This is a genomic window from Levilactobacillus acidifarinae DSM 19394 = JCM 15949 (genome assembly GCF_001434835.1).
In the GTDB taxonomy this organism is placed as follows: domain Bacteria; phylum Bacillota; class Bacilli; order Lactobacillales; family Lactobacillaceae; genus Levilactobacillus; species Levilactobacillus acidifarinae.
Genome location: NZ_AZDV01000006.1, coordinates 65,160 through 84,428, shown reverse-complemented (window position 1 = coordinate 84,428; position 19,269 = coordinate 65,160). Strand labels below are relative to the sequence as shown.

Here is a 19,269-nt window from a genome sequence, read left to right as displayed (position 1 = left end):
AACAATAGTGAAGCGTTGACGCGTAACCAGCGCCACGCCCGGTGAGACAAGTCTAGTTTAGCAGGTTCCTACTATAAATGGGGGACCAATCATTTTAGAATTGACAGGCCTGAAGTGAAAGGCTAGGATAGGACTAATCACTTTGTGAGAAAACAATGAGAAAAGGGAAGCGATGCGGATGACAGCAACAGGGGTTAGTGCACGAGATTTATTCCGGTTAAAGGCGCTCTCGCAGCCGGTAGCGGCGAACGGGCGGTATTATTTTGTGGAAAATCACATGGATCAAGCAACCGATGGGTATCGGGCGCAGATTAATAGCGTGGATGACGCCGGTCATCAACGGGTGGTGGCCACGACGGGAGAACTCAACGTTCAACCGGCCGTAACGGCGACGACCGTTTTTTACGCGGCTAAGGTGGGCAGTGCGCCCGCCCAACTCTACCAAGTCCCCGTGACGGGTGGCGAGCCGGCCGTGATTGCGACCGCAGGTGAAGCCGTGAACACCGTGATTGCGGCGGCGGACGGCCAGAGTATTTACTTTAAGACCACCGAAACCACGGAACGGCCCAAGTTACCGAATCCCGAAGCGTTTCCTCAGCCCCGGCACGTCGAACGCCTGATCAATAAGGCGGACGGCTATGGTTGGCTGCCGTTGCACGTGACCTACCGCTTACGCCGATATTTACCAGCGACCGGTGCCGTCGAAGAGGTTTTCCAACGACCATACGACTTTGCGTTGACCTCGGTCAGCACCGACGGACAAACGGTCACGTTCTTACAGGACGACCAACCGGCTAACGACCGGGACTTCGCTCACGGGGCTTATTGCTACAACGTGGCGACCGGTGAGACGACGGACCTGACGGCGAGTCTCGAACAGGGCCGCTTTGCCGACGCCACCATCGCGCCCGATGGTCAAACCGTGGCCCTGGTGGGGAGCGATGGCCGGTTCGATTCGCAAACCATCGCGGATCTTTACTTGGTCGACTTGAAAACCGGAAAATTAACCGATTTGACCACCGATTTAGCGGCGGATTGCACCTCCGAATTTGCGGCCGATTGGACCCAACAACCGGGCGGCAAACTCGTCCGGTGGCTGGATAACCAGCGAGTGGTCTTCACGGCGGCCTACCACGCTCATAGTCAGTTATACGTGGGAACGGTGGCCGGTATCGAGTTGCTCAACGATGCCGCCCACGAAATCGTCGATTTTGACGTGGTCGATGGTGATCACGTGGTCTTAGCGGTTTCCGCGCAGACCCGGCCGGCGGAACTCCAAACGGTCACGGTTAGCGATCAGCAGGTTCGCGCCGTGTATAATCCTAACGCGGCCTACGAACAGAGTCACGATTACGCCCAACCGCAACATTTCGACTATAAAGCAGCCGACGGGCAAGCTTTAGAAGGCTGGTATCTGCCCGCCCAGACTAAGGCACCCAAGACGCCGGTCCTGTTATACGTCCACGGGGGTCCGCACGCCAACTACGGGGAGACCTTCTTTTACGAGTTCCAGGTCCACGCCAACTTAGGGTACGGCGTGGTCTTCGTGAACCCCCGAGGCTCCACTAGTTACGGGCAGGACTTCGAAAATGCGGTCAACGAACACTACGGTGAGGGTGACTATACCGACGTGATGAGCGGTTTAGACGCGGCGCTGGCCCAGTTCCCCGAACTAGATGCCGACCGGCAATACATCGCCGGCGGTTCTTACGGGGGCTTCATGACCCTGTGGACCATTGGCCACACGCACCGGTTTGCCGGGGCGGTCGCCCAACGGCCCGTTACCAACTGGATCAGCCTGTACGGGACCAGTGATATCGGCTTTTACTTCAATCCACGAGAATTGGGCCAAGACCTCTTCGCCAAGGGTGGGGTGGCTTCCTATTGGAAACAGTCCCCACTAGCCTACGCGCCGCAGGTTACGACGCCGATTCGGTTACTTCACGGTGAATGGGACATGCGTTGCCCTATCAGCCAATCCGAAGAGTACTTTACGGCAGTCAAACAGACTGGGGTGGATGCCGACTTTGTCCGGTACCCGCAAAGCTTCCACGGGGTCTCCCGGGCCGGTTTACCGAGTCTGAAAATTCAACGGATCTTAGACATGGACGAGTGGTTTACGGCCCACCCATCTGTGGAAAAATAGACTCACACTAAAATTAGCGGCGCCCGTCATCAGCTTGATGACGGGCGCCGTTTTTGTTGACCGATGAGTAGACGTAATGCCAGGTTCAGTTCGGCTACGAGGCGATATGTTTAGGCGTTCAGGTTTACTAATTGAGGATCCCGATTTTAGGCAGTATCGAGGTGCTTTTCGGGCATTAACGCGGTGGTCTTGATAGAATTAAGGAAGAAAGGCGGGGATGACCATGACGATGCATTTTAGCCGGCAACTGACCCAGTTGCGGCAAAAACGTCATCTATCGCAGGACCAGTTAGCGACCCAGTTAGGTGTGTCGGCGCAGGCGGTGACGGATTGGGAGCAGGGACAAGCAACCCCGGATCTAACGATGCTGGTTCGTTTGGCTGCCCAACTGAATGTGAGTTTAGACCAATTGGTGTTGGGGAGTCAGTCGGACCCGATGGACATGACCCAACACCAGCCGCGACCCGGAGAACACCTCAACGGTTGGGACTTTCTGGCCCGGTATTGGTGGGTGCTGATCGCAATCGTGGCGATTATTGGTAGTTTTTTTGGTAAGTGAAGACAAAGCGTGCCCCGTTTTGGCGACGATTGTCGTTAGAACGGGGCGCTTTTGACTAGCAGGCAAACAAAAACCCTTCCGCACGCCGATGGTGGGAAGGGTCAAGGTTTAAGTTTATGATTTTACGTTTTAGAAGAGAAGAATTAGTCGGCGACCACGTTACCAACGCGGGCGTAACCAACGGCGTGCCACCATGGGGCGTGAACGGCTTCGGTCACAACACCACGGTTTTGGGAATCGATCATCTTACCGTTACCGACGTATAAGCCGACGTGGGAGATGGAACGCTTGCTCCCACCGAAGAAGACCAGGTCACCCTTCTTGATGTTCTTGTAAGAAACGTGCTTGTACTTGTTGTATTGCGCTTGGGCGGTGCGGGGGATCACTTTCTTAGCGGCGTGCTTGTACACGTAGCTGGTGAACCCGGAGCAGTCAAACCGGGAAGGACCCGTGGAACCCCAACCGTAAGGCTTACCCAATTGGGCTTTAGCAACGGTTTGGATCTTGCTGTAAGAGATTTCGGTTGCCGCGTGGGCTTCCGTTGGTTGGCTGAGTTGGGCACCGGTAAAGGCAAAAGCTACCGTGGCAACTAGGGACAGGATAAATTTCGTTAACGTCTTCTTCATAAAAATAAACAAACTCCTTAATATTATTAAATCATTTTTTATTTGGTCATTTCGTAATCGATGTGTTTAATACTATCAGGGAGTCATTACAGAAATGTTTCAACGGCATATCAATCGGGTTAAAGGTGGGTAGAGATTTTGTAAAATTAGCGACTAGTTAGCGGGGTAAACGTGTGGAGAATGCCGGCTGGCCGCCATTCGTGGCGTTAATTTGATTTGTTGCAGACGGTGAGTGGTCCGGGGAATAAATGTATAACTTAAGGTGTTGAGATTGATGAGGGACCGGTAATGGGTGTAATTATGGTTCCGTTCGTGGCGGCGTTCGGGGTGATAAGGGAGGCTTACCGCGGCTAACCAGGCGAAAATGGCTCGTTGAGTGGCTAGACTCGTGGGTAGTAGCGGGGTCCCCCAACGGGTGATGGCCGTCCGGATGAAACGGTCGGTGGGGACGGGACCAGTGGGGAGGGGCGCGCTACTCGTGAGGTATTCCCGCGCGGCGGTGATGGTCGCTGGTTGGAAGGTGTCGCCGGGGACGTGGAGAAATTGGTTGAGATTATGTAAATGGGTCGCCAGAACGGGGGTGTTGGTCAGCACACCACTGGTATCAATTTGGGCGTGCAGGGTGAGCTCGGTGGGTTCAATCACCAGAGTTTGCCCGGTCCGGTCGCTTAGAATCCAGTGGAAGGGGTAGACGTAACGGTCGTTCCCCCAGCGGCGACTCACCAACCGGACTTGGGGCAGGTCGGCCACAATCTCGGCCAACGTGGCGTGTTCGCCCAGCGCCCAGTTGATAAAGTCTTGCGGGGTCAGGTTGACTTTACCGGCGAGTGGCTCGTCGGCGTAGGTGGTTGCGCCGGGCAGGTAGAGCTCGGCACAGGTTAAGCCCCGTTCGTTGATCCCATCGGCCATCAGGTAAGCCGGCCGATCCACGGCCAGTCGGCCGCCACCGAGTAAGGCGTAGCGGGTCATTCGCCGCGTTTGTAATGCCGTCATCCACCGGTAGTCTCTAGGTAAGAAGATGGGGCGCCAAGGCGTGGTGGTGGGGAAGTCCATGGTTCGGGCAAAGAAGTGTTGCCCGGCGCCGTTGGTGTAGGTCAGACTAGTACACATGAGAAATCCCTCCTTATAGGATGTGGTTAGCCTTAGTATAACGGAATTTATCACGAAATGCGCTTGTATTCGGGGCGGCAATCTCGTAAGCTAAGGGGTAATGGAAAACGTGACATTAAACTAAGCAAGATTTGGGAAGGGAACGAATCGTTTCATGAAATCAACTTGGAACTTAGTCGGGATGGTCTTGTGGCTCTTGGTCTTGATCACTCTCATCTGGATGACGCACGATATGCGTGTGCGGCGAATTCATTTAATCGTTAAGGAGGGCCGGAGCTTTTCTTGGCGCAATTTCACCATCTCGACGGTGGAATTAGTGGCTTGGCTCCTTTTCTTTGGCGGCATGAGCTACACCACCTTTTTCCAAAACGTCAATCAACTAGGAAACCGGGTCTCCCAGACCACGCGCTACGAACCACTGGTCTTGAACACGGGAACGGGAAGCGGGTCTTCCTATTACGTCGCGGTAACCAATAATAGTGGTCAGAAACCCATTCAACAATATACTTACCTGACCGAAGGCGAGCAGTACCGGGTCGATAGTACGGCGGCAACGGTGGCGACGGGGAAGAACCCCATCAACTTACCGGCATCGGCGTACCACTGGGATAAACAGCGGGTCGCGCGTTACGACCAACGGCACCAGAAGGCCTGGGTCGGCGTCATTGAGACCACCTATAAGAAGAGTTTCGTTAACGGGATTGGGTTGCACGCTGGGCGGTTAGCAAACCGGTTTACGCTGATTCGCATTCCGGATCATTCGTTTATGGTCCAAAAATAAGCAAAGTCTGACTAAATGGTCCGAATCACATGGTGGTTCGGATTTTTTTGTGGACGCGATTTTTTAGTCTTGAATAGCAAAAAACCGAAAAATTTGGCCGGTTAATTGCGTGCAAGTATAACGATTTATGCCGCGTTCGGCCGGGGATTGCGGTAGGTAATCGACCGATTAATAATGTGAATTTACAAACAAATTAATAAACAAACTTGTAAAACGGCACATCAAAAATATATAAAAATATTATGAAAGCCCTTTAATTACGGCCGAAAAAGGACTATAACGAACTTGTAGAGCGAATGATTAGTAATTCACAATCTTTGATTAACCATCATCGTGATTAGCGGCCCCGATAACTGTGGGGGCATACCATGATCCACGGATTGCGAGTCTCTAATCACGTCGATCAAGTTGCTGAATCATTATTTTAGAAAGGATGATATTATGCGGATCAAAGCGGCAGTTGTTGATAAGAAGGGCGGTTCCTTCGAAATTAAAGATGACGTTGAATTGGCACCGATGCAGGCGGACGACTTACAAGTTCACATGGTTGCGACCGGGATTTGTCACTCCGACGAAGCGCTGCGAAAGGGTGACGCCGAAATTGGCTATCCAATCATTTTGGGCCACGAAGGTTCCGGAATTGTCGAAAAGGTGGGGCCCGAAGTCAAGGACTTCAAGCCCGGTGACCACGTCATCTTATCCTTCTATGGTTGTGGAAATTGCACGAATTGTTTGAAGGGGATGCCGACACAGTGTCTGAACTACGCGGCTAATAACTTGTCTGGGGTTCGGCCCGATGGGAGCGCCCACTTCACGGAAAATGGCCACCAAGTTGCCGACATGTTCGACCAATCTTCCTTCACCACGACCACGGTAGTTCGGGAACGGAACGCCGTCAAAGTTCCTAAGGATTTGGATTTGCGGAAATTAGGCCCACTAGGTTGCGGGTACGTGACTGGATCCGGGACCGTCCTGAACACCTTGAAGCCGAAGCCCGGTGATACGATCGCCGTCTTCGGGACCGGGGCCGTTGGGTTAGCCGCCATGATGGCCGGTAAGATCTCCGGGTGCACGACCGTCATTGCCGTGGACGTGGTGGACTCTCGTTTGGCTTTGGCTAAAGAGCTCGGTGCGACCGACACCATCAACAGTAAGACCGAAAACGCCGTCGAAGCCATCAAGAAGCTGACCGGCGGCTACGGGGTCGACTGGGCGGTTGATACGACCGGGGTTAAGCAGGTCATGGAAGACTCCATCCAAGCCTTAGCCCAGGGTGGAACTACGGCCACCATCGCCGTTACGCCACACCACATCGACTTGGATACCTGGAACGACCTGTGTGTGAGCGACCGGAAAGTCGTCGGGGTCAACATGGGTGATTCCGTACCACAAATCGATATTCCACGGTTGATTCGGTTCTACCAGGCCGGGATGTTTGACTTCGACAAGACCGAAAAGTTCTACCGCTTCGACCAAATCAACGAAGCTAACGCCGATTCCGGTAGCGGGAAGACCATCAAGCCCGTGCTGGTCATCGACCCCGACTACGTACCTGGTAAATAAGTTTTTGTGACGTTGTCGTTTAAGAATTTAACGAAAAGGAAGCCTTAGCAATGCCAGCAACAGAAACTGGATTAAAGCACTACCAAATGTATGTTAATGGTGAATTTAAGGACTCAACTTCTGGTAAATTACTGACGGTGATTAACCCGTCGACCGGTGAGAAGATCTCAACCGTGCCGAGTGCCACGCGCGAAGAAACCCAAGCGGCAATCAACGACGCCTATGAAGCCGAAAAGACTTGGAAGTTCGTGCCAGCGGCGACCCGGGGGCAGTACCTCCACGACGTCGCCACGGAAGTTCGCAACCAAGCCGACCATCTGATTGCTTTGTTGCAAGAAGAACAGGGGAAGATCAAGTCGTTAGCCACCACGGAAATTATGTTCTCCGCGGACTACTTCGACTACATGGCTGCGGCGGCCCGGACCTACGAAGGGGAAATTCTCCAATCCGACAACGCTAACGAAAACATCATGATTGCTAAGCAACCCATTGGGGTGGCCGCGGGGATCTTACCGTGGAACTTCCCATTCTTCCTGATTGCGCGGAAGATGGGGCCGGCTTTGGTTACCGGGAACACCATCGTGATGAAACCAAGTTCCGATACGCCTAACCTGGCCTTGGAATTTGCCAAGATCGTCGATAAGGTGGGCATTCCGAAGGGGGTCGTCAACTTTGTTACCGGGCCTGGCTCGGTCGTCGGGGACGAACTATCCCGGAACAAGAAGATTGGCATCATTAGTCTGACCGGGTCCGTGGATTCCGGGAAACGCGTCATGGGGGCCGCCGCAACTCACATGGCCAAGGTTTCCCTGGAATTAGGCGGGAAGGCGCCAGCCATCGTCTGCAGCGATGCCGACCTAGACTTGGCCGCTCAAGCCATCATCGATTCACGGATCGACAACAACGGCCAACTTTGCAATAACTGTGAACGAATTTACGTTCAAGAAGACGTGGCCGACGAATTCACCAAGAAGTTGACCACCAAGATGGCTGCCGTCAAGGTTGCTAATCCAATTACCGATAAGGATTCCGGCATGGGACCACTGATCAACCAGGCTGCCTTGGACAAGGTAGACGGGATGGTCCAACGGGCGGTCAAGGCCGGCGGTAAGATTACGACCGGGGGCCACAAGGTCACCATCGAAAACGGGTTCTACTACGAGCCAACGGTGATCACCAACGTTAAGCAGGACTCCGAAATCGTGCAAGACGAAATCTTCGGGCCGGTATTGCCAATTGTGACCTTCAAGACCTTAGACGATGCGATTAACATGGCTAACGACAGCGACTTTGGGCTGACATCGTCCATCTTCACGCAGAACTTGGACAACGCGGCCCGGGCGGCGAACGAACTGGAAGACGGGGAAACCTACATCAACCGGTTCAACTTCGAAGCCATGAACGGGTCACACTCCGGTTGGAAGGAATCCGGTATCGGCGGTGACGACGGGCGTCACGGGATTGAAGAATACTTGAATACGCATGTCATCTACTTGCAAGGTCATCCAGAAAAGGCTCAAGGCTAAAATCTAACTTTGCAAGAACAGCAGCTTTGATCGAAAGGGTCGTTCTCCAGAGAGGGGACGGTCCTTTTGTGTTAGAGTGCGACGAAGGGCGTTTAGCTGGTGAGCATTAAGGCCGATAACGGGTTTATCCCCGGTCCTTGGGGATGAATCCGTTATCGGGATTAAGCGGAACCGGCTGCCCGTCAGTCGCACGTTTCAGAAGTTGCAGATAGCGCTAGTAACTGGGGGCACTGTTACTTACAAGTAATTACCAAAAAGAGCCTGAACCTGGCTGTCCCCTAAAAGCACGTTTCGGCGGCCGCAGATAGCGCTAGTCGAGCGAATTGGGTTCACTAAAATAACGAAAAGCAAAAAACTCCGGTTAGTCGCCAAAAAATTCAAGCGACTAACCGGAGTTAACTTTAAGCTAAATGAATGAGTGCGACGCCACCAATCATGATCAGTAGGCCCACGATTTGAACCAACGTGACCGGGTTACGTTTGCTATCCAGCCAACCGAAGTTGTCGATCAACAAGCTGCCGCCCATCAGACCAACTAAAACAATCACAACGGTTAAACCGGTTCCTAGAATCGGTACCAGATAGACGTTGCCTAAAACGAACAATGCGCCGATGACGCCACCCAGCCACATCCACCAAGGATTCGGTTGGTGATCGGGGTGAATGAGTTGTCGTGGTGAACGCAAGACCAGATTAACCACAATCAGGGCTAGGGTTCCCACGAAAAACGAAATAAAGGCCGCATTTAACGATGACTTGAGGACTAGACCCAAGTGGCCGTTGATGGCGGATTGGGCGGCCCCGAGCATCCCGGCGCCGATACCAAGTAAGCGCCAGAGCCACAGACCGAGTTGGGCCGAGCGAGCGCTAGGAGTCAACGTGTCGCGCCGGTTTAATAACCAGGTACTTAACGCCACGGTGACGATGACGCCGATTAAGACCAGAACGGCGCCCCCCAGTCGAACGGGGGTCAGGGGACTCACCTTGGCGTGAAACCAACCGAAGTTATCGATCAACAACCCCATCAGAATTTGACCAAACATGGGTAGAATCACGGTTTGGACGCTTCCCAGTTGGGGGAACAACAGGATGTTGCAGGTCAGGTAGACGACCCCGAATAACCCGCCAATCCACAGCCAGGCCGGTTGTTGGCTAAATAGGTGGGGACTGAAGAACAGGTGGTGATCGACGCCCAGCGTGACGACGGCGAGAAATAGGGTGCCGATGGTAAAGGAAATTAATGAGGCCACGAAGGGCGACCCGACGGAGCGGCGTAAACGCGAATTAATGCTGGTTTGTAACGGTAAAATGAGGCCGATGACGACCCCCATAACTAAGGCAAACAAAACAGTTCCCTCCTCAAAACGTACTTACTTCTAGTTAACACCATTTGTGGTAAGAAGTGGTGATAAGTTGCTTAGTTATTTAACCGCAATGGGTTTGGCCAAACGTCAAACGGACGTTTAAACGCGGTCTCAATCACCGGTTAAACGTCCGTTTTAGGGGGGAGTGCTATTGAGTAAATAAGTAAAGCCTAGAAATCATTCGGATTGGCGGCTAGCGGGGCGTAGGCAGCTTGGTCCGCGTCTCGGTAGTCCCACCACTCGTTGATGTAGCCGACAAAACCAGCGGCCAACATCGCTTGGTTCAGGAGTTGGTAGTTGTGTTCTTGTTCGGCTGTGCGGGGGTACTCGCGGTGGGCCCGTTCGGAAAAGTCGTCGAACGCGCTTTGCATCTCGAGTTCGTGGCCCGCAGCATCACAGAGCGTTAAATCGAAAGTGACCCCTTTTTGATGCGAGAAGTTCGAATCGGGCTGTGCCACAAAATTCGGGTCGGGGTAAACGTCAAAAAGGCGTCTTTGGGCGGTCACCGGGCGATAGGCGTCCCAAACTTTAAGTCGGTAGCCCTGTTGACGGAGCGCAGCATTGGCGACAACCAATTTCTGGGCCGTCCCCGTGCGTGCGATGGCCGTGGTGAAGTCGTAGATAACTTGTCCTGTGAAGTTGTTGGGGGTTGCGTAACGCAAGTCAACTAGCAGGGTTGGATCTAAGGTTTGAATGTTGCTAAAGCCGGTTTTTTTGGACATCGAAAACCTCCTTTATGTAACCGATTTCAATATACCAAGGCCCCCTGAAAAAGGCAACAAAAATGCCTAAAAAAAACGGGTTCGTTAGGAACCCGTTTGGATGAAGTCTATTTGATGGTTTCCACGTGATCGGCCCCGTAAATCCCGATGTCGGCCACGTGGAGAATGCCGGTGTGTTGCTTACCGTTGGCGGTCAGCATGCCGACTTTTTTGTAGGCCATGGTGGTCGTGGAATCGGCTTGAACCGCCACGCCTAACGTTTCACCACTGTCGGCGTTGATGCCGGATGGCACGTCGATGGCCACGGTCGAGGCGTCGGTAGCGTTAATCGCGTTGACCGCTTCGGCGAACTTGCCGGTAATCGGCCGACTCAACCCCACGCCGAAGATGGCGTCAATAATTGTGGTGGCGTTGATCACGTCGTTTAGGTCCGTGGTGAACGGAATGTGGTAGTAGTTGGCAATTTTTAACTGTTGGGCCGTTTGGTCCGTAGCCTTAGCGGGGTCGCCTAGCAGGTAGATGGCGACGTCAATGTTGCGGACCTTCAGTAAGCGGGCCACGGCAATGCCGTCCCCGCCGTTGTTCCCGGTCGCAGCGACCACCACCACACGGGTGAGGTCGTAATCATCATTTAACAGGTTGTTGAAGGTGGCTAACGCCGCGCGTTCCATCAGCACCATGGCGGGAATGCCAATCTCGTTAATGGTATGGGCGTCGTAACTCTGCGCTTGCGCAATCGTAATGGCTTTACTCATTAATAGTCCCTCCTTGAATGTCACAAAAACAACTTAAAGGTTTTCGAGTGGATGATCGAACTGCAAAACGCGCATGGATAACCGCTGTAGCTGTTCGGTCATGGCTTGGAAATTCACGGTGGTATCGGTCGGGGTGACGTTTTGCCACCAGTGGTGCAGGACTTGCACCGCCCGCTGGACTAGCTGTTCACCGGTAGCCGTTAGGGTCAACTGCTTGTTGCGGCGGTCGGCTGGGTCATCGGTCTTTTGCAGGAAATCTAAGGCCACCAGGTGGCGGACCATGCGGGTCATCAGGCCTTCGTCCACCGCAATCGTACGTGCCGCCATCCGTTGATTAATGGGACTGGTCTCGGAAACCAAAACTAACAGGTAAAATTCCGTGATGTTGATGGGAACCTTATCCGCCTCTAGAATTTGGTTCATATCACGCTGAAATTGACGGTGGAGGATGGCGAGGTTAGTGGTGAAGTCTAGAATGTAGTCTTCCATAAAACGCCCCTCCTTAACGATTCGAACTCGTTACGCGGGAAGCGCCCGCGCATTATCTTTAGTTTACACCAGATAACGGTTAAGGATAACGATTCGTCTCGTTCTTTTCGTTAGAATGAAGTGATAGAATAAATTAAAAACAAACTGGGGGAACTAACCATGTTTATTCAAATTCCAGCCGATATGGATGAAGTCCAATTGCGGCAGTTACAGCTCCAAAAGTTAGGCGAAAAGGTCAGTGAAGACGACGTGATTCGGCAGGGCGTCCTCGATACCTTTCAGACGTTTTTAGACCAGATTGAAGACGGCCACTATGATACGGCGAAGTGGCAGGATAACCAGCTCATCGTGATTGATATTTTAGGCAAACAAACCGCCACGGTGGCCCCGATGAGTGACTCGTTTGTGGCGGATTTTCGGGCCAACGCAGAAGCCACGCAACTTTACTTGGAACAACAAGCGGATCAAGCCGCGGGTGGTCGGTAAAGCTGTGTGTTGAAGGGGGAAACGGTATGGAACAAGAATCGTTATTCGACAATCCCCAACAGATGCCGTTGGCCAACCGGGTGCGTCCGGAAACGCTCGACGACTTTGTGGGACAGCGGCACTTGTTAGGGGCCGGGAAAATCTTACGGGAACTGATTGAAAACGACCAGGTCTCGTCGATGATTTTCTGGGGGCCGCCGGGGGTCGGAAAGACCACGTTAGCCGAAATTATTGCCCAGCAAACTCGGGCCAAGTTTATCCGGTTCAGTGCGGTCGACAGTAGTATTAGTAGTATTAGTAAGATTAAGAAGGTCATGCAACTGGCTGAGGGGGACCGGCAAATCGGCGAACGAACCCTGGTCTTCGTTGACGAAATCCACCGGTTCAACAAGGCCCAACAGGACGCCTTTCTGCCCTACGTGGAACGCGGCAGTATCACGTTAATCGGGGCGACCACCGAAAACCCGTCGTTCGAACTCAACTCGGCGCTGTTGTCGCGGTGTAAGGTCTTCGTGCTCAAGGCCTTAGAGACCGCCGATATCGAGCAATTGTTACAAAACGCGTTGAAGAACCCGGCCGGCTTTCCGGATTTGACCGTTCAGGTGGGGGATGATGAGTTACGGGCGATGGCCGAGTTTGCTAACGGGGATGCCCGCACGGCCTTAAACACGCTGGAAATGGCGGTGCTTAACGGTCAAAAGACTGATCGGCGAGTAACGGTGACCAGAGACGATTTGAAACAACTGATCACCCAGAAGTTCGTGCTATACGATAAGAGCGGCGAGGAACACTACAACATCATTTCCGCGCTGCATAAGTCGATGCGTAACAGTGACGCCGACGCGGCCATTTACTGGCTGTCGCGCATGCTAGAAGGTGGCGAAGACCCGCTGTACATCGCGCGGCGGTTGGTGCGGTTTGCCAGTGAAGATATCGGATTGGCCGACACGAATGCACTCAACGTGGCGGTCAACGTCTTTCAGGCCTGTCAGTTTCTGGGGATGCCGGAGTGTGACGTGCACCTGACCGAAGCGGTGATCTACTTGGCGTTGGCGCCGAAGTCCAACGCCATTTACAAGGCCCGCTTGGCGGCGAAGAAGGACGTTCAGGAGACCCGTGACGAACCGGTCCCGTTGCAGATTCGCAACGCGCCGACCAAGTTGATGGCCGACCTGGATTACGGCAAGGACTACCAGTACGCCCACGATGCGCCGGATAAGCTGACGGCCATGCAGAGCCTACCGGATGCCTTGGTGGGCCACGAATACTACCACCCCACGGATCAGGGCCGCGAAGACTTGTTCAAGAAGCGATTGGATTACGTGAAGAAGTGGCGGCGGGACCATCAGGATAAATAAGGTAAAGTGATGGTGGGCTCAGGAGTGAAATTTGTCTTAGTTGGCATTTTTCAGTCGGCTTAGACAAAGGTCGGTCTTCAAGACCTGGGCTACGGGCTTGAAGCCGTGCCCACGCCGTTCCAGTCCGTTTTCGACCTGTCCCGGAGGCGAGGAAGTTAGCGAAATGATTTTAAAATTAAAAAAAGATGAGAACTGCCATTGATTTTTCGTTTAGTAGTGCTTATAATAAAAATCAATATTTGAAAAACGTTGAAGAAAAAAGTAACGCGCGCAGCGATGCCCAGTGAGTCACGTTTAGTGAGAAGTGACCGTCTAGCGTAAGTGAAAATCATTTCTGAGTTCGGTGCTGAAAAGATTGTGAATCCTCTAAGCTACCGTGGCGGCCACCATTACCAGGCTAGCGGATGATTGTCCGTGATGAGTGTGGTGGCTGTGGCCGTCACAAAAAGGTGGTACCGTTCTACTTAAAAATAGAGCCCTTTTCCCGTTTCGGCGAGAGAAGGGCTTTTTTAACGTTAACAGATTAAAAACGACTGGAGGAATCAAGATGGAACAAACAGACAAGCGGCACAATTTTTGGCAATTATTAGTGGTGAGTTCGTTAATTTTCGGCATGTTTTTCGGGTCTGGCAACTTGATTTTTCCCGTTCACTTGGGTCAAATGGCGGGGCAGAACTGGTTCACGGCGGCCCTAGGCTTCGCCGTGTCCGGCTCCCTGTTCCCGTTACTGGCAATTTTAGCCGTGGTGGTCACCAAGAGTGACGGCCTTTACGACTTGGCCAAACCGGTCAGTGCCAAGTACGCGGCGGTCTTTCTGGTCTTAGTCCACCTGACCATCGGCCCGTTCTTTGGGACGCCCCGGACGGCCGCAACCGCCTACCAGATGGCGGCCGAACCGTTCTTACCGAAACAGTGGGCCACGTTCGGCCAGTGGGTGTTTACCGCCGCGTTCTTCGCGTTGGCCTACGTCTTAGCGACGCATCAAAACAGCCTGGTCAAGGTGGTCGGCAAGTATTTGAACGCCGGATTCTTAGCCTTACTGGCTATCGTTTTCGTGGTGGCCTTCTTAAAGCCGATGGGTAACGTGGCGCACACGCCAACGGTCGCCTACCAGACCAACGCTACCATCAGCGGGTTATTGGAAGGGTACAACACCATCGACGCCGTGGCCTTACTGGCGTTGAGCGTCACCTTCGTCCACGCCGTCCGCGGGCTGGGTTACCGGGATAAGGAATTGACCCGGTTGACCGCCAAAGCCGGCACGTTGAGTATCGTGTTAGAAGTTGTGGTTTACTTCGGGTTAGTATTGTTAGGGACCTTGAGTCTGGGCCAATTGAAGCTTTCCGATAACGGGGGCGTGGCCTTATCACAAATCGTCGGTCATTACTTCAGTAACTTTGGGACGGCCTTCCTGGGGGTCTTAGTTACCTTAGGAGTCTTCACCACGGCGTTGGGTCTGGTGACCTCGTTTGCTCAAGACTTTCATAAATTGTTCCCCAAGGTCAGCTACTTGGCTTGGTTGCGGGTCACTACGGTGGCGTCGTTCTTAGTCGCGAACGCCGGACTGGACAACATCATCGCCTGGTCGTTACCCGTCTTGATGCTGCTGTACCCGATGTCTTTGGCTCTAATCTTGGTTTCGTTGACCGTTGCCAAGAAACCGTACGCCAGTGTGGTTTACAAGACCACCATCGCGGTGACGGCGGTTCCGGCCGTCTTGGATATGCTGGCGAATGCGCCGGCCGTGGTAGCTGGGTTTGGCCCGGTAGCCGCAGTCTTACACGCTTATCACACCTACGTGCCGTTTGCGAGTCTGGGACTTGGGTGGTTGGTACCAACCGGCTTGGCTTTTGTTTTAAGCCTGGCTTGGGGGCACTTCCGCTTGGTCGCCCAAGAATCCGCCGAAAGCGCGCGGTAATGAAAAACTGTCGTCACCGGTCGTGTGGGCCCGGTGACGACAGTTTTTGGTTTTCATCACGAAACTAAACTAGTTGAATAAGCGCTTCCGGCCCAGTCAGAAATGGGTTGGAACGGGGCGGGCACGGCTTTGAGCCCAAGGTTCAGGTCTCAAAGACCGGCCTTTGTCTAGGTTGGCAAAAAACACCAACCAACACAAATTTCGCCCCTGAACCCATTTCTGACTGGTCCTCCAGCTTATACTGGAATTGATGATAACTTTAGGTTGTTTTTCAACTAGCTAATTTTGAGTAAGTGTTATTGTTTTGCGTGATGGATGAGCTTTAAGAAAGTTTCTAATTCAAGTGCTGGAAGTTACGAGAGAGGGCATCGGCGCCCTTCATAGCGGCTAATAAGGTCCGTGCGTCGACCGGGAAGCCCATGTTATGAATGGTTTCGCCTTCCTGAGTGGCGAGTTCGGCCACCTTCAGGAGGTCGGCGTCGGTGGCGTCACCCAGATGTAGGTCGGCAAACGTGGTCGGTAGGCCCAGAGCGACTTCGAAATCCAGGTATTTGCGGAACCGTGCGTCGCTAGCGCCTTCGAGCACCAGGTTGACCAGCGTCCCAAAGGCCACCTTTTGGCCGTGAGAGAGTTTGTGAACGTCACCGGAAAGGGCGGTCAGCCCGTTTTGGAAACTGTGCGCGGCGGCAAGGCCGGAACTTTCGGCCCCCACGCCACTGAGCAGAATATTGGCTTCAATGATGTGCTCTAAAGCGGGCGTGACCACGTGATCACTCGCGGCGGCGACGGCCTGGTCGGTGTATTTGAATAGCAGTTCTTCACATTTTTCGGCTAGGGCGATGCCGGCTTCGGTTTGTTGCGTGTTTAAGGGCAGAAGGGTGGTCTCACGCGCCCAGGAGACGCTTCGCGATTCGACGTTGGTCGAGAGAGCGTCGGCAATTCCGTCGATCAGGAACCGGACCGGGGCGCCAGCAATGACGGCTGAATCGACCAAGACCAGATCGGGATTCTTATCATAAAAGAGGTATTTGAGAAATTCGCCATTTTCCGAGTACAGGACGCTCAGACGCGTGCAGGGCGAGTCGTTGGACGCTAGTGTGGGCACGATGACCACGGGGATGCCCAGCGCATCACCGACGGCCTTGGTGGTGTCGTTGGTTTTCCCGCCACCCAAGGCAATCACGAATTTGGCGTCGGTTTGTTGGCCGATGGTCTTAATTCGCTCGATTTCCTCGGGTGAACTTTCACCGTTGAAGTGTACGTGTTCGATGGTGAGGTGAGCGGCGGTGAGATTGTCGTAGAATTTTTGACCAATGAGTTGCCAAACAATGTCATCGGCGAGTAGTAACCCGTGGTCGCCGAACGGGGTGATGTAGGGGGCAGCACGGTCGAGCAGTTGATCGCCTTGAACGTAGGTGGATGGACTAGCAAAAGCGGTGGTCATGAGAATCCCCTCCATTAGTTTTAGAATAAGCCTAGTGTAACCGGATTCAGGAGAAAGTAGGGGCTTAGGGACTTCACTTAACTAACTTGGTAAGGCGACTGACCGTAACCGTGAATTTTAAGGTTAAATGATTGGACACAACCTTTCTAAAACTAATGACCCATTAAGTAAAAAAGTGCGTCATGGACTTAATTTTGTATTAGAATGAAAGTGTTCAGCGCCCTTAGTGTAATGGATAGCACATGAGATTTCGGTCCTCATGATCCGAGTTCGACTCTCGGGGGGCGCATTGAATCGGGTATGAACCGGCGGAAACGCTGATGAGACGCTAGCTAAGGGCTAGCGCCTTTTTTTGTGGTGACACTTTTGGTGACAATTACTAGGATCCCATATACTCAGTGATGTTATTAGCGTTTAATAATTTGAATTGAGTGTATAGTAGATTATTATTTTGTTTTGTTAAATAAATTAATTTTAAAAAATATCAAGATATGGTGAATGGTAATTTTATAGAGTAGGGAATTTGGAGTTTTTTGATATTGAGTATTGGGAGGATGGTAAAAATGAAAAGTGGTTCCAGAAAAAAGTTTAAAATTAGAATCAACGATGTTTTAAATAACGCATTTCAGCATCCATTGAACTTAGGAGCAATATGGGGATTTGTTATTGGCGCCACCATGCCTACGTATGCCTTAATGCTTCAAGGAACTGTTCAATTTGGGGATGTTGGAACTTGGGTAGCCGCGATTGCTACGTTTTCGGCTGTATGGGTTTCACTATATCTCGCAAATAAATCAAATTCATCAGATCTTAAATGGATAAAAAATTCTAATCCTTTTAGTAATGAGTGTGAACTTGTAAATTATGGGCAAAATAGTACGGATGTTAAAATATCTATAACCGTTGGAAATCTCCAGAAATATAATAATGTGGAATTTTCGGAAATAAAGTGGCTTAGTGCAGTTGATACTATGGGAAAAGAGTTTGAAAAATCGGTTAAAGATAGTAAAGGAAATGTAATTAAATCATCAGATAGGCTGCGAATTAATTCTAATGGTAGATTAGTTTTCTTTATAGAACCAACTAAGGCAATGAGCGAGAGCGTTAAGTTCCTCTGCGGTGGTAAAACGGAACATAATATGTATTCGGTTTTGGTTCATGTAGAAGATGCAACAGGGTTATTGCAAGAAAAGGGAATAATTTTAAGTTATCAATAATAGAACCTTAGTAATTTAGTATGAACGTGTAAAGAAATGCTGGTGTAGGCTAACGCTTTTTTGAAAAAAGTATTTGTAATTAATCTTGGTTGTTCACTCATCATTTCACGTGCATAATTGAGACATGACTTAGCAACCAGGAGGACATTCAAAATGGTATACAAAAGACGTTCCGTTGAAAGGGCAATTGTTCTAGCGTTACGGGATCTCGGAGGAACTGCGAGTCGTCAAGCGATTCGAAAACTGATGGCTGATAATGAATATGACGGTCTCACCTATAAGATGGTTTATTCTAGCAAAACCGGCCGCAAAGGGAATACTTATTCGCCATTCATGTTTGATTTTAATTTTGGCATTAAAAACTTACATAGCGTAGGGTATCTTGAACAACCCAAACGGGGGCAGGATATTGTCTTAACCGATTTAGGCCGAAACGATGATTTAAAAAGCTATCCGACTGATGAACAGCAGAAAGCAATTGATACTTATTGGGACCAGAAAAAGGCCGAACGGATTGCTCGTTCTAAGACTAAAGATGATCCGAGCGAAGACGTTGTGATGACGGATTCGACGGACAAAGAAGATACGGATAATCTAAGCTGGAAGGCAGAACTGCTAGCGTGTTTAATGGCTTTTGATCCCGCTAAGTTTGAGAGCTTTTCGCGGCTGCTAATTTCTAAGATGGGCGTTGTGATCGACAAGGAGCGGGGAATTGTTCGCTCCGGTGATCACGGAATCGACGGGTTTGGTTATTTTACGTCGGATGAATTTCGAACTAGTCGGGTTGCGATTCAATGTAAACGTTATACGGAAGGTGCGGTATCGGAACCGGAAATTGATAAATTTAAGGGCGCCATGGACGGTTTTAATGCAGAGTACGGTATCTTTGTGACGACCAGCCATTTCACAGAACAAGCGAAGAAAAAAGCGACCCAGGGCTCGAACACCGTGACGTTAATTGATGGTCAAGAATTAGCTGATTTAGTCGAAAAATACCAGCTGCATATCACACCGATTGTGACCTATGCCTTAGATGACTATTACTATCAATTCAAATAAAATGATTGGTTAACCACCGGGCCCAGTATTATGACTTTTATCGTGGATTTGACGAAGGTTGAGGTTCCGGCCGAAAATCGCCGCAGAACCTGTATAATAACAGGTAACTTAACTGTTAGACATGCGCTTCGAGATTGACACTAATT

Annotated in this window: 17 protein-coding genes and 1 tRNA gene; 11 read left to right on the top strand and 7 right to left on the bottom strand. The window is 51.5% G+C overall.

Annotated features, from left to right (window positions below; all coding sequences use genetic code 11):
* The first annotated feature begins 178 nt into the window (after positions 1-178).
* Together FD25_RS05010 and FD25_RS05005 are read left to right on the top strand one after the other, a co-directional pair.
* Complete coding sequence (locus FD25_RS05010; protein ID WP_225428543.1) at positions 179-2,146, top strand: S9 family peptidase; 1,968 nt, start codon at positions 179-181, stop codon at positions 2,144-2,146.
* Positions 2,147-2,369: 223 nt separating this feature from the next.
* Complete coding sequence (locus FD25_RS05005) at positions 2,370-2,705, top strand: helix-turn-helix domain-containing protein (RefSeq protein WP_057802143.1); 336 nt, start codon at positions 2,370-2,372, stop codon at positions 2,703-2,705.
* A 143-nt stretch (positions 2,706-2,848) separates the two neighbouring features.
* Here FD25_RS05005 and FD25_RS05000 read toward each other — a convergent pair whose 3' ends face one another.
* Positions 2,849-3,331, bottom strand: a complete 483-nt coding sequence (locus FD25_RS05000) for a C40 family peptidase (RefSeq protein WP_057801974.1) — start codon at positions 3,329-3,331, stop codon at positions 2,849-2,851.
* Positions 3,332-3,484: 153 nt separating this feature from the next.
* Positions 3,485-4,441, bottom strand: a complete 957-nt coding sequence (locus FD25_RS04995) for a linear amide C-N hydrolase (RefSeq protein WP_057801972.1) — start codon at positions 4,439-4,441, stop codon at positions 3,485-3,487.
* Positions 4,442-4,595: 154 nt separating this feature from the next.
* Between FD25_RS04995 and FD25_RS04990 the strand changes: the two genes are divergently transcribed.
* The 3 genes from FD25_RS04990 (at position 4,596) to aldA (ending at position 8,311) form a co-directional block, all read left to right on the top strand.
* On the top strand, positions 4,596-5,222 hold the full coding sequence (locus FD25_RS04990; RefSeq protein ID WP_057801970.1) for an LVIS_2131 family protein: 627 nt from the start codon (positions 4,596-4,598) through the stop codon (positions 5,220-5,222).
* A gap of 441 nt (positions 5,223-5,663) precedes the next feature.
* Positions 5,664-6,785, top strand: coding sequence for an NAD(P)-dependent alcohol dehydrogenase (locus FD25_RS04985; protein WP_057801968.1), 1,122 nt, complete (start codon positions 5,664-5,666; stop codon positions 6,783-6,785).
* Positions 6,786-6,835: 50 nt separating this feature from the next.
* On the top strand, positions 6,836-8,311 hold the full coding sequence (aldA, locus tag FD25_RS04980) for an aldehyde dehydrogenase (RefSeq protein WP_057801966.1): 1,476 nt from the start codon (positions 6,836-6,838) through the stop codon (positions 8,309-8,311).
* A 401-nt stretch (positions 8,312-8,712) separates the two neighbouring features.
* Here aldA and FD25_RS04975 read toward each other — a convergent pair whose 3' ends face one another.
* The 4 genes from FD25_RS04975 to FD25_RS04960 form a co-directional block, all read right to left on the bottom strand.
* Positions 8,713-9,657: a DMT family transporter gene (locus tag FD25_RS04975; RefSeq protein WP_057801964.1), complete on the bottom strand. Its 945-nt coding sequence runs from the start codon at positions 9,655-9,657 to the stop codon at positions 8,713-8,715.
* Positions 9,658-9,845: 188 nt separating this feature from the next.
* On the bottom strand, positions 9,846-10,397 hold the full coding sequence (locus tag FD25_RS04970; RefSeq protein WP_057801962.1) for a M15 family metallopeptidase: 552 nt from the start codon (positions 10,395-10,397) through the stop codon (positions 9,846-9,848).
* A 107-nt stretch (positions 10,398-10,504) separates the two neighbouring features.
* Positions 10,505-11,152 carry an NAD(P)H-hydrate epimerase gene (locus FD25_RS04965; protein WP_057801960.1) on the bottom strand — a complete coding sequence of 216 codons (648 nt, stop codon included), beginning with the start codon at positions 11,150-11,152 and terminating at the stop codon, positions 10,505-10,507.
* A 33-nt stretch (positions 11,153-11,185) separates the two neighbouring features.
* Positions 11,186-11,641: a MarR family winged helix-turn-helix transcriptional regulator gene (locus tag FD25_RS04960; RefSeq protein ID WP_057801958.1), complete on the bottom strand. Its 456-nt coding sequence runs from the start codon at positions 11,639-11,641 to the stop codon at positions 11,186-11,188.
* A 159-nt stretch (positions 11,642-11,800) separates the two neighbouring features.
* On the opposite strand from FD25_RS04960, the gene FD25_RS04955 reads away from it, so the two are divergent.
* The 3 genes from FD25_RS04955 to brnQ all read left to right on the top strand — a co-directional run bounded on the left by FD25_RS04955 (position 11,801) and on the right by brnQ (position 15,403).
* Positions 11,801-12,127, top strand: coding sequence for a hypothetical protein (locus tag FD25_RS04955; RefSeq protein ID WP_057801956.1), 327 nt, complete (start codon positions 11,801-11,803; stop codon positions 12,125-12,127).
* A 26-nt stretch (positions 12,128-12,153) separates the two neighbouring features.
* Entirely contained in the window at positions 12,154-13,485 is a 1,332-nt protein-coding gene (locus FD25_RS04950) for a replication-associated recombination protein A (protein ID WP_057801954.1), read from the top strand.
* Positions 13,486-14,032: 547 nt separating this feature from the next.
* Entirely contained in the window at positions 14,033-15,403 is a 1,371-nt protein-coding gene (brnQ, locus tag FD25_RS04945) for a branched-chain amino acid transport system II carrier protein (protein ID WP_057801952.1), read from the top strand.
* 334 nt (positions 15,404-15,737) lie between these two features.
* On the opposite strand, the gene FD25_RS04940 is transcribed toward brnQ, so the two are convergent.
* Positions 15,738-16,847: a glycerol dehydrogenase gene (locus FD25_RS04940; RefSeq protein WP_057801950.1), complete on the bottom strand. Its 1,110-nt coding sequence runs from the start codon at positions 16,845-16,847 to the stop codon at positions 15,738-15,740.
* 217 nt (positions 16,848-17,064) lie between these two features.
* On the opposite strand from FD25_RS04940, the gene FD25_RS04935 reads away from it, so the two are divergent.
* The 3 genes from FD25_RS04935 to FD25_RS04925 all read left to right on the top strand — a co-directional run bounded on the left by FD25_RS04935 (position 17,065) and on the right by FD25_RS04925 (position 19,123).
* Positions 17,065-17,136: transfer RNA gene (locus FD25_RS04935), tRNA-Arg, on the top strand.
* A 274-nt stretch (positions 17,137-17,410) separates the two neighbouring features.
* Positions 17,411-18,064, top strand: coding sequence for a hypothetical protein (locus FD25_RS04930; RefSeq protein ID WP_057801948.1), 654 nt, complete (start codon positions 17,411-17,413; stop codon positions 18,062-18,064).
* Positions 18,065-18,217: 153 nt separating this feature from the next.
* The gene (locus FD25_RS04925) at positions 18,218-19,123 is read left to right on the top strand and encodes a restriction endonuclease (RefSeq protein WP_057801946.1); all 906 of its coding nucleotides are present in this window, start codon (positions 18,218-18,220) and stop codon (positions 19,121-19,123) included.
* The last annotated feature ends 146 nt before the right edge of the window (positions 19,124-19,269 follow it).

What these genes read in the sequence shown, in the direction of transcription:
- FD25_RS05010 (WP_225428543.1), top strand. Translation starts at nt 179, where the DNA reads ATGACAGCAACAGGGGTTAGTGCACGAGATTTATTCCGGTTAAAGGCG.
- FD25_RS05005 (WP_057802143.1), top strand. Translation starts at nt 2,370, where the DNA reads ATGACGATGCATTTTAGCCGGCAACTGACCCAGTTGCGGCAAAAACGT.
- FD25_RS05000 (WP_057801974.1), bottom strand. Translation starts at nt 3,331, where the DNA reads ATGAAGAAGACGTTAACGAAATTTATCCTGTCCCTAGTTGCCACGGTA.
- FD25_RS04995 (WP_057801972.1), bottom strand. Translation starts at nt 4,441, where the DNA reads ATGTGTACTAGTCTGACCTACACCAACGGCGCCGGGCAACACTTCTTT.
- FD25_RS04990 (WP_057801970.1), top strand. Translation starts at nt 4,596, where the DNA reads ATGAAATCAACTTGGAACTTAGTCGGGATGGTCTTGTGGCTCTTGGTC.
- FD25_RS04985 (WP_057801968.1), top strand. Translation starts at nt 5,664, where the DNA reads ATGCGGATCAAAGCGGCAGTTGTTGATAAGAAGGGCGGTTCCTTCGAA.
- aldA (WP_057801966.1), top strand. Translation starts at nt 6,836, where the DNA reads ATGCCAGCAACAGAAACTGGATTAAAGCACTACCAAATGTATGTTAAT.
- FD25_RS04970 (WP_057801962.1), bottom strand. Translation starts at nt 10,397, where the DNA reads ATGTCCAAAAAAACCGGCTTTAGCAACATTCAAACCTTAGATCCAACC.
- FD25_RS04965 (WP_057801960.1), bottom strand. Translation starts at nt 11,152, where the DNA reads ATGAGTAAAGCCATTACGATTGCGCAAGCGCAGAGTTACGACGCCCAT.
- FD25_RS04960 (WP_057801958.1), bottom strand. Translation starts at nt 11,641, where the DNA reads ATGGAAGACTACATTCTAGACTTCACCACTAACCTCGCCATCCTCCAC.
- FD25_RS04955 (WP_057801956.1), top strand. Translation starts at nt 11,801, where the DNA reads ATGTTTATTCAAATTCCAGCCGATATGGATGAAGTCCAATTGCGGCAG.
- FD25_RS04950 (WP_057801954.1), top strand. Translation starts at nt 12,154, where the DNA reads ATGGAACAAGAATCGTTATTCGACAATCCCCAACAGATGCCGTTGGCC.
- brnQ (WP_057801952.1), top strand. Translation starts at nt 14,033, where the DNA reads ATGGAACAAACAGACAAGCGGCACAATTTTTGGCAATTATTAGTGGTG.
- FD25_RS04940 (WP_057801950.1), bottom strand. Translation starts at nt 16,847, where the DNA reads ATGACCACCGCTTTTGCTAGTCCATCCACCTACGTTCAAGGCGATCAA.
- FD25_RS04930 (WP_057801948.1), top strand. Translation starts at nt 17,411, where the DNA reads ATGAAAAGTGGTTCCAGAAAAAAGTTTAAAATTAGAATCAACGATGTT.
- FD25_RS04925 (WP_057801946.1), top strand. Translation starts at nt 18,218, where the DNA reads ATGGTATACAAAAGACGTTCCGTTGAAAGGGCAATTGTTCTAGCGTTA.